Genomic DNA, 7606 nt, shown 5'->3' with positions numbered 1-7606 from the left:
GAAATGTCGGAAGAGATTTAATTTACGATTAGTAAAAACCAAAAGCATTAGTTTTTTTGAAAATTCAAACCAAACTACAAACCAGGTTATTGTTACAAAATTTGACTGAAAAGATTGTTAATGATTTTCTGGATTTTCCGGGAACTGATGAAAAACACAGAAGCCTGATGTTGTATATGATAAAAAAGGGGTCTATGGTAGTAAATTGGTGGGAAGATGAATAAATAAAAAATTCTTCTTTTTTGTTCATAATATTTCTAATTTCAACTACGAGGATTATATCCACTGGGTTCCCTGTCCGGCTGCGCGGCCAGACGGGGAGTCCCGCCTGTCCCGACAAACTTGTCGGGGTTTCTCGCTCAAAAACTGAGGTTGCAGCGTTGTAGCCTTTTTTGTTAAAAAAAAGGAAGGCCGCAGTTGGACCTTCCAAATATAAAACCGTTGAGGAGTGAGTATAAATTCGTTTTTTCTTCAAAAAGCAATTTTCTCCTTTCGGATAATGTTATTCTTCGTTTTCGTCTTCCAGTTGAAAAGTAGCTGTGGTTACATTTCCTGCTGTTACTGATATGTCTTCTATCAGACCATTTTTGTAACCAGCAACTTCAGTTGTTAAAACATAAGTGCCAGGTAAAAGTCCAATCAATTTAAAATTGCCTTGTGAATCGGTAAATGTTGAAATGATCAGTGAGTCATCATCAAATTCAGTTAACTCTCCATCATCATCAAGTTCCGGATTCCAAAGTTTTACCCAGGCATTTTCAATGGGATTACCTAACGTATCAGATACATTTCCTTCAATACGGCCTGCTGCGCCCATGTAAACACCTCTTACAACTGGTTTAAAAATAAAACCACCAATTTTTCCACCCAGGTTTCCTTTAACCACGAACGATTTGTTTAAGTCAAAATCGAGTAATACATCTGAGGTTTGGCCTTCGTCAATTGTTATTGCCGGTTGTACTTTAATCTTTAAACCGCTTGATGTGCCACTTGGTATTTTCAAATTGTATTCCGAACCGTCCTTCAGTGTGACAGTGGCATCAACCACATGCAACCGAATTTCGTCGTATGTACCAACATTAAGGTTGGCAGTTGCAAGGAGTTCAGTAACCCCGTTGGTAAGTTCAAGCAGATTAATTTCCATTAATCCTTCGGCTAACATGATAAACGAGGAATCATCTTCTTCCCCTTCAAATTCAACTTTCTTCCTGATTTCAACTGCATCGATTGTAACGACAGTACTACCCACCAAATCAATAGGAAAAGGAGCATCAGTAATGTAAACATTGAGTCGCCCTTTGTTTTCCAAACTGATTTCTTCCTGGTTACAACTATAAAATGCAAGTACACTTAAAATAATTGCTGTGATAAATAATTTCAGATGTTTCATAATGTTTCTTTTTTTAGAATTTTTTGTTGACCTTTTTAATGCAATTCCTGTGCAATTTATTTTTCCTTTTCGTATTCTCCATAGAATCAAAGAGATTGTTTGATTGTTGTGAAACTTGATTTTTATCAAAAAGTAAATCGATTATCATTTTGATAAAAAATTTTGGTTTTCTTTTTTTAATTGAATTTGAGAAAAAAATTCATTATAATTCATATTATCAGGCGTTTTGACCTATTTCGCCACTTTTTTTTCTTCCAATTGCCATGGCACAACAAATTTGTCGTGCGATAACGAATAACTGTGATTCCGGTTTGAATAACTACGATATGCCGGATTGTTATCATTTTTGTTTCTGCTTTTGAATTTATTTTTCATGGCATTATAAATTTTAGAATGTTTTCTAAACAGTTGCTATTTCTTATAAAACAAATTCCGTGCGCATAAATGCACAAAATACAAAGCCTTCTTAATTAGTAATTTATGTCCGACTTTAAATTTTGGACCTTTATCAAAACGGTAATTCGTTATCAATTTGCAAAGTCCTGTTTGATTCCTTGAATTATTTCACCGACTTTTTAAAGAGGATAAATAGTTATTTGATTTCGAAATTCTGCATTCAGAAATTTTTCTATTTTTAGGGAGTTTCATTTTCAGGTAAAAAATAAAATTTAATAAAATGACCGCAAATAAATTTCTAAGTTTGTTAGTTGTATTTTTAATTGTTTTCCCGTTCGTTGGCAAAGCCCAAAACTGGCCTGGCTGGCGCGGTCCAAATGGCGATGGCACAAGCACCGAAACCAACTTGGCGGTTGTATGGGATTCCACCAAAAACATTATCTGGAAGAACGTAGTTCCCGGAGTTGGCCATTCTTCCCCGATTGTTTGGGAAGACAGGCTTTTTACCTTAACGGCTTTTCCTGAAACTAAAGAGAAAGTATTACTTTGTTTCAATAGCCTGAGTGGTGAATTATTGTGGCAGAAAACAGTGGTTAAAGGTACGTGGGAAGACAAACATTCCGATAACAGCCATGCTTCCGGAACACCGGTTACTGATGGAGAACTTGTTTACCTGTCGTTTCTGGATGGTGACGATGTTGTAGTGGCAGCTTATGATTTTTCGGGGAACCAGGTTTGGATGCAGCGCCCGGGAACATTCTCCAGTCCGCACGGATACAGTTGTTCTCCCATTCTTTATAACAACAAAGTGATTATTAACGGCAACAGTAAAGGCGATTCTTTTTTGGCTGCGCTAAATAAAACAGACGGACAAATTAGTTGGAACGTTTTACACCCCAATAAAGCACATAGTTTCAGTACACCAATTATCAGGGAGCTGGCCGGTAAAACACAACTTATATTTTTGGGAAACCAGGAAATTGCCGCTTATAACCCGGATAACGGATTGAAATACTGGTTTATTAGCGGACCGTCAGAAGATTTTTGCTCCAGTCCGGTTTATAACGAAGAAACAGGTTTGTTGCTTGTAAGCAGTGCCTGGCCGCAACGGCATTTGCTGGCTGTTCACCCCGACGGAGAAGGCGATGTTACCGATAGTAAAGTTGTTTGGCGAACCACAAAAGGGGCTTATTACGTTCCCTCACCAGTTACAACCGGCAATTATCTTTTAAGCACCATGACCAACGGAAGGGTGCATTGTATTGATGTAAACACAGGGAATACTTTGTGGGAAGAAAATCTGGGCAGGCAGTATTCGTCACCCGTTTTGGCCAATGGTCTGGTGTATATGCCCAACGATGATGGTGTGATAACAGTAATCAAACCAGGTCAATCATTCGAAGTTGTTGCAAAAAATTCCATTGGCGAAAGGATGAACGCCTCACCGGCCATCAGCAATGGGAAAATTTATTTGAGAGGAGAAAAGCATTTGTTTTGTATAGGAGAAAACTGAAACTGATAGAAAAGAAAGGCACTTTTTCATTTCAGTTATACAATACCAATTATAATTCCGATGAATTTGTATAGTTAATTAGTGAGTGCATTTGATATAATATAGATTCAGGATATCCCAAAGAAATACATCTGATGAAAAGTTGGCCAATTATTGCCATGGACAATAAGTTGTGGTTTATTCGATTTTCAGTTCAGCCAGCAGAAAATGGTGCAGACAAAAGAATTTTGCTCAAAGAATTCAGGTTTAATCCGTGTCAGACAGATTTTGTTGTTAAAGAAAATGGTGTCAGGCAATTTCTTCTTGAAGATGAGGAAATGGCCGTTGCAATTGATTTTAGGTACCTCGATTAATTTTAAAAATCAGAGCGACTATTTACTTCCCGTTTGGTTTTCCTGCGGGATACTTTTCAAAAAACTCAACCAGAATACTTTTTAAGGTATCCGGGCACTCGATGGCGGGACAGTGGCCGGTGTTTGGCAAAATGTGTAGTTCCTTTCTATTTTCCGTAAGATTATTCAGAGCATCGTAAATCAACTGAGCATGTTTTACCCCCACCACAAAATCTTTTTCACCCTGAATAACCGCAACTGGCGTAGTAATCCGGGACAACTCACTTTCAATGTTCATATTGTTGTATGAGGGTGTGTTCCGGAAAGCTTCGTTCACAACCTCAGCTTTTTCCCCTACCTGCAGGTATTCTTCTTTTGTATATTTCATCAGGGCCATTAAGGCAGAATCCGCCAAAACATCGTTCAGCGAAATGATTTTGGAAGTATCAGCAAAGTAAGCATTAAATCCAAGTTTAGGTGGAAATTCGTGTTTCATGCGGTTCACATCGGTATGAAACTGTGCAAAATCGCTCTCCTTAATCCGTGTCAGTTCACGTTGAATTTTTTCCAATTCATTTTTCCGCTCTTCAGTCATTTCATCATTCAAAAATTCATTAATAAGTTTCAGTTCATAATCAATTAAAGAGTGGTTCTGGTAATGACTGTTCACTTTTCCATCAATGCACGCGTAAGCATTTACTTTACTCTGGTCCATCAGCAAATAGAGAAAACCATACATCCCACCCCATGAAGTGCCCATCAGGCTTACTTTTTCTTTCTGATAACGGTTACGCAAAGTGTCAATTACAATGTCCAAATCCTCAACATATTGCTCCGCAGTCAGCATGGAAATATCTTTGCATTCCAATGATTTCCCGCATCCCCGCTGGTCGAGATAGGCAATTAAAAACTTATCTTCCAGCCCCGGCCCCATCAGTTTTATATCGATGCCGGAATAACCGCCTGGTCCACCGTGCAGATTAACCAGCAATGCTCCGTCAGGATTTCCTCGCATCCTGGCATAAAGCTCTGACGAAGGGACTGCAATCATTAGTTCTTCATCAACAAATTCTATGTGTTCGTTTACTGAATGACAGGAAATTGTAATAAGTAAGCTTGCGAACAAGAACGATGTAACTTTTTTCATCTGTTTTTGAATTATATGGAATGTTTTTCAAAAAATCGAACCAATAGTAAAGCGAGGGCATCCGGGCATTCGATGGCCGGACAATGACCTGTTTCAGGCAAAATATGGAGTTCTTTTTTGTTTTCCGGCAAACCGGTAAGTGCATTGAAAATTAATTCAGCATGGCCGGTTCCAACCACATAATCAAATTCGCCCTGAATAACAGCAGTTGGGATGGTAATGTAGCGTAAATCATTTTCAATATTGGTGGTATTGTATTCCGGGCCATCCAGAAAAGCCTGATTAACAAATTCAGCCTTTTCGCCAATTTTTAAATATTCGTCCGGAGTGTATTTCATTAAACTCAGTAAAGCCGTATCCTTTAGCACATCATTTAAAGAAATTATTTTTGAAGTATCCGCAAAGTAAGCATTGAATCCGAGTTTTGGAGAAACTTCATGCAGCATCCAATTTACGTCTTCGTAAAAGTTAGAATAATCTGCCTTTTGAATTCGTTCCAGTTCCCTTGAAATTTTTTCAAGTTCAGTTCTCCTGACATCAGGAATTTCATTTTTTAAAAGTTCCTCAACTTTTTTTGTTTGATATTCCAATAAAAAAGTGTTTTGATAATGACTATTTACTTTTCCATCGATACATGCAAATGCATTTACCTTTTCCTGGTTTTTTAACAGGAATAAAAAACCGTACATTCCGCCCCACGAAGTTCCAATCAGGTTAACCTTAGCTTTATTATACCTGTTTCGTAAAGAATCGATTACAATATCCAAATCCATAACGTACTGCCCGATAGTTAACATGGATTTGTCCTTACACTCAGGAGATTTTCCACATCCGCGCTGGTCGAGATAAGCCACAAGGAAATTATTCTCCAGTCCGGGTCCCATCAGTTTAATGTCGATACCGGAATATCCACCTGGTCCTCCATGCAAATTGATAATCAGTGGCCCTTTCGTGTTTCCTCTCATTCTTACATATAATTCCGAATCGGGAACCTGAATCATTAATTCTTCATCGATAGAAGCAGAATTTATTTTGTTCTGACTGCATGCAACAGCCATAAAAAAGACCAACCAATTAATAAAGCCTATTCTGCACATTTTGAAAATTCGATTAATTCTACCGGCGCACCATTGTGTTCAATCATGGCAACACGAACGCCACCACTTGGAGCATTTGGTTGAGTTAGTATTTTAAAATTATTTCGTTTCAGTTCTTTATCAAGATCGTCCACTTGAAATGCTACATGCGGAACGGTTTTTACCCGTTCGTGTAACGGACAATCGTCCTCAAACCGTATCCATTCAATGCCAAATGGACTTTGTTCAAATCCGGAAGTGTAAAATTTCAAATGCGGCAGGTACTTTTCATTGGGCTTTATTTCTGAAGTTGGAATACCGACATGATGGAACTTCCAGCCCCATTTGTGGGTAGCCCATGGTAATTCATCATCAGACCTTTCTTCTTTAATCATTTTATATTGAGATGAATAAGCAAGTTGTCAGGCATTTTCTTACAAAAATATTGATTTCGGTTAGTTAAAATATGATATATTTCAGTCACATCAAAATCCATTTAAAACGAATTGTTTTGTATCAAATCAATTTTTCACTTGCCTGCAAATCAAGCATTGTTGAAGATGAACTGCTAAAAACATAACCCATCTTGGCAAGAATTTGGCAAGATTTGGAAAAAAAGAAAAGAGTCACAGAATTTTTCTTCTGTAACTTTCTCATTTTTAGGTGTTATTTCTGTGGGCCCACCTGGACTACTAACTATATTTTATCTATCAGAATATCAATGGATTAAAAATCATAAAAACAAAATATCACTAAAAATATAATAGATAATGTTTGTCAGCATAACATTTATAGTTTCAGAAAAACATAAATGATTTTGATGCTATTTAAGATATTTCTAAAAAACTTTGATGGCTGACAATTAGAGAGGTTTTTATTTCAATTTCTTTGAAAAAAACTCAAAATTACTACTCTCATTTTGGTAATAAAATTGGTTTATTCTGTTTCTTAAAATAATTCTGTAGTTTTTTTTCATCATAAATGGTTGTAATATCTATATTCACTTTATTCAGATAAATCAATTCAGGTATTTTCTTAAATATAATTTTCAATTCTTTTCTTTTATCACAATCTGTAATGAAATGTAAGTGTTGTCTGTGATTTTTACTTTCAATAACATATTTGATTCTGTATGAATTATCTATTTCTTTCAGTTTTTTATTTATTTCATTTATTATCACTCTCCAATAACCACTATTAGTATCAATCTGTGTAGTGATTGTAATAAATAATTTGTAGTTAGGTGGTAAGTTTCTATTTCTGCTAAACTCTTTTTCTACTATACTCTTATGAATATACCACCTATTAGATTTCTTAAATAATTTATCTTTTTCAGATTCATATTTTTCAATTACAATCTTTAATCTTTTCTGTAATTGTCTATACTTAAGATTGACAATTTCAGGTAATTCTATTAAGTGGTAATAATCAGTTTTACTCATTATTTCTTTTCTTTTTTTCTTACATAATCTAACCAAGGGAGTCAAAATATGTAATCAAATCAAAACTCTCTAATTCATATATATATATATTCAGAAAATCAAAAAAGTTTATTATTTTTTATATCAATATATAATATTTATAGACAGACATATAGTATTTAATTAAGAAAGTTTTTAGTGCTTATTCTATATATCAATTCAGAATAATAATATATATAAATAAACTACTATGATGACTTATGAAGATTTTAAGAATCAGAATAAACAAATTGACAATCAAAAGAAACAACTTAAAAAGAAAATGAAAGGT

General features: G+C 35.5%; 8 protein-coding genes. 2 read left to right on the top strand and 6 right to left on the bottom strand.

Annotation, left to right across the window (positions count from 1 at the left end; genetic code table 11):
* Positions 1–502 precede the first annotated feature (502 nt).
* Together ACESMA_RS20915 and ACESMA_RS20910 are read right to left on the bottom strand one after the other, a co-directional pair.
* Positions 503–1390 (bottom strand): DUF4382 domain-containing protein, encoded by an 888-nt coding sequence (locus ACESMA_RS20915; protein WP_372950826.1) that lies wholly within the window; start codon positions 1388–1390, stop codon positions 503–505.
* A 231-nt stretch (positions 1391–1621) separates the two neighbouring features.
* Entirely contained in the window at positions 1622–1765 is a 144-nt protein-coding gene (locus ACESMA_RS20910; RefSeq protein WP_372950825.1) for a hypothetical protein, read from the bottom strand.
* 301 nt (positions 1766–2066) lie between these two features.
* Here ACESMA_RS20910 and ACESMA_RS20905 point away from each other — a divergent pair, with 301 nt between their 5' ends.
* Together ACESMA_RS20905 and ACESMA_RS20900 are read left to right on the top strand one after the other, a co-directional pair.
* Positions 2067–3299, top strand: coding sequence for a PQQ-binding-like beta-propeller repeat protein (locus tag ACESMA_RS20905; RefSeq protein WP_372950824.1), 1233 nt, complete (start codon positions 2067–2069; stop codon positions 3297–3299).
* A gap of 134 nt (positions 3300–3433) precedes the next feature.
* Complete coding sequence (locus tag ACESMA_RS20900) at positions 3434–3652, top strand: hypothetical protein (protein WP_372950823.1); 219 nt, start codon at positions 3434–3436, stop codon at positions 3650–3652.
* 22 nt (positions 3653–3674) lie between these two features.
* Here the strand turns inward: ACESMA_RS20900 and ACESMA_RS20895 are convergent, their stop codons facing one another.
* The 4 genes from ACESMA_RS20895 to ACESMA_RS20880 all read right to left on the bottom strand — a co-directional run bounded on the left by ACESMA_RS20895 (position 3675) and on the right by ACESMA_RS20880 (position 7296).
* On the bottom strand, positions 3675–4778 hold the full coding sequence (locus ACESMA_RS20895; protein WP_372950822.1) for an alpha/beta fold hydrolase: 1104 nt from the start codon (positions 4776–4778) through the stop codon (positions 3675–3677).
* 11 nt (positions 4779–4789) lie between these two features.
* Complete coding sequence (locus tag ACESMA_RS20890) at positions 4790–5875, bottom strand: alpha/beta fold hydrolase (protein ID WP_372950821.1); 1086 nt, start codon at positions 5873–5875, stop codon at positions 4790–4792.
* Positions 5863–6249, bottom strand: coding sequence for a VOC family protein (locus ACESMA_RS20885; RefSeq protein ID WP_372950820.1), 387 nt, complete (start codon positions 6247–6249; stop codon positions 5863–5865). The genes ACESMA_RS20890 and ACESMA_RS20885 overlap by 13 nt, the downstream gene beginning before the upstream one ends.
* A 519-nt stretch (positions 6250–6768) precedes the next feature.
* Positions 6769–7296: a hypothetical protein gene (locus tag ACESMA_RS20880; protein ID WP_372950819.1), complete on the bottom strand. Its 528-nt coding sequence runs from the start codon at positions 7294–7296 to the stop codon at positions 6769–6771.
* Positions 7297–7606: the final 310 nt, after the last annotated feature.

The organism is Mariniphaga sp., from assembly GCF_041687215.1.
Lineage (GTDB): Bacteria > Bacteroidota > Bacteroidia > Bacteroidales > Prolixibacteraceae > Mariniphaga.
Note: the sequence above shows the minus strand (reverse complement) of the source record. Positions and strands in the feature narration are given on the sequence as shown.

What these genes read in the sequence shown, in the direction of transcription:
- ACESMA_RS20915 (WP_372950826.1), bottom strand. Translation starts at nt 1,390, where the DNA reads ATGAAACATCTGAAATTATTTATCACAGCAATTATTTTAAGTGTACTT.
- ACESMA_RS20910 (WP_372950825.1), bottom strand. Translation starts at nt 1,765, where the DNA reads ATGAAAAATAAATTCAAAAGCAGAAACAAAAATGATAACAATCCGGCA.
- ACESMA_RS20905 (WP_372950824.1), top strand. Translation starts at nt 2,067, where the DNA reads ATGACCGCAAATAAATTTCTAAGTTTGTTAGTTGTATTTTTAATTGTT.
- ACESMA_RS20900 (WP_372950823.1), top strand. Translation starts at nt 3,434, where the DNA reads ATGAAAAGTTGGCCAATTATTGCCATGGACAATAAGTTGTGGTTTATT.
- ACESMA_RS20895 (WP_372950822.1), bottom strand. Translation starts at nt 4,778, where the DNA reads ATGAAAAAAGTTACATCGTTCTTGTTCGCAAGCTTACTTATTACAATT.
- ACESMA_RS20890 (WP_372950821.1), bottom strand. Translation starts at nt 5,875, where the DNA reads ATGTGCAGAATAGGCTTTATTAATTGGTTGGTCTTTTTTATGGCTGTT.
- ACESMA_RS20885 (WP_372950820.1), bottom strand. Translation starts at nt 6,249, where the DNA reads ATGATTAAAGAAGAAAGGTCTGATGATGAATTACCATGGGCTACCCAC.
- ACESMA_RS20880 (WP_372950819.1), bottom strand. Translation starts at nt 7,296, where the DNA reads ATGAGTAAAACTGATTATTACCACTTAATAGAATTACCTGAAATTGTC.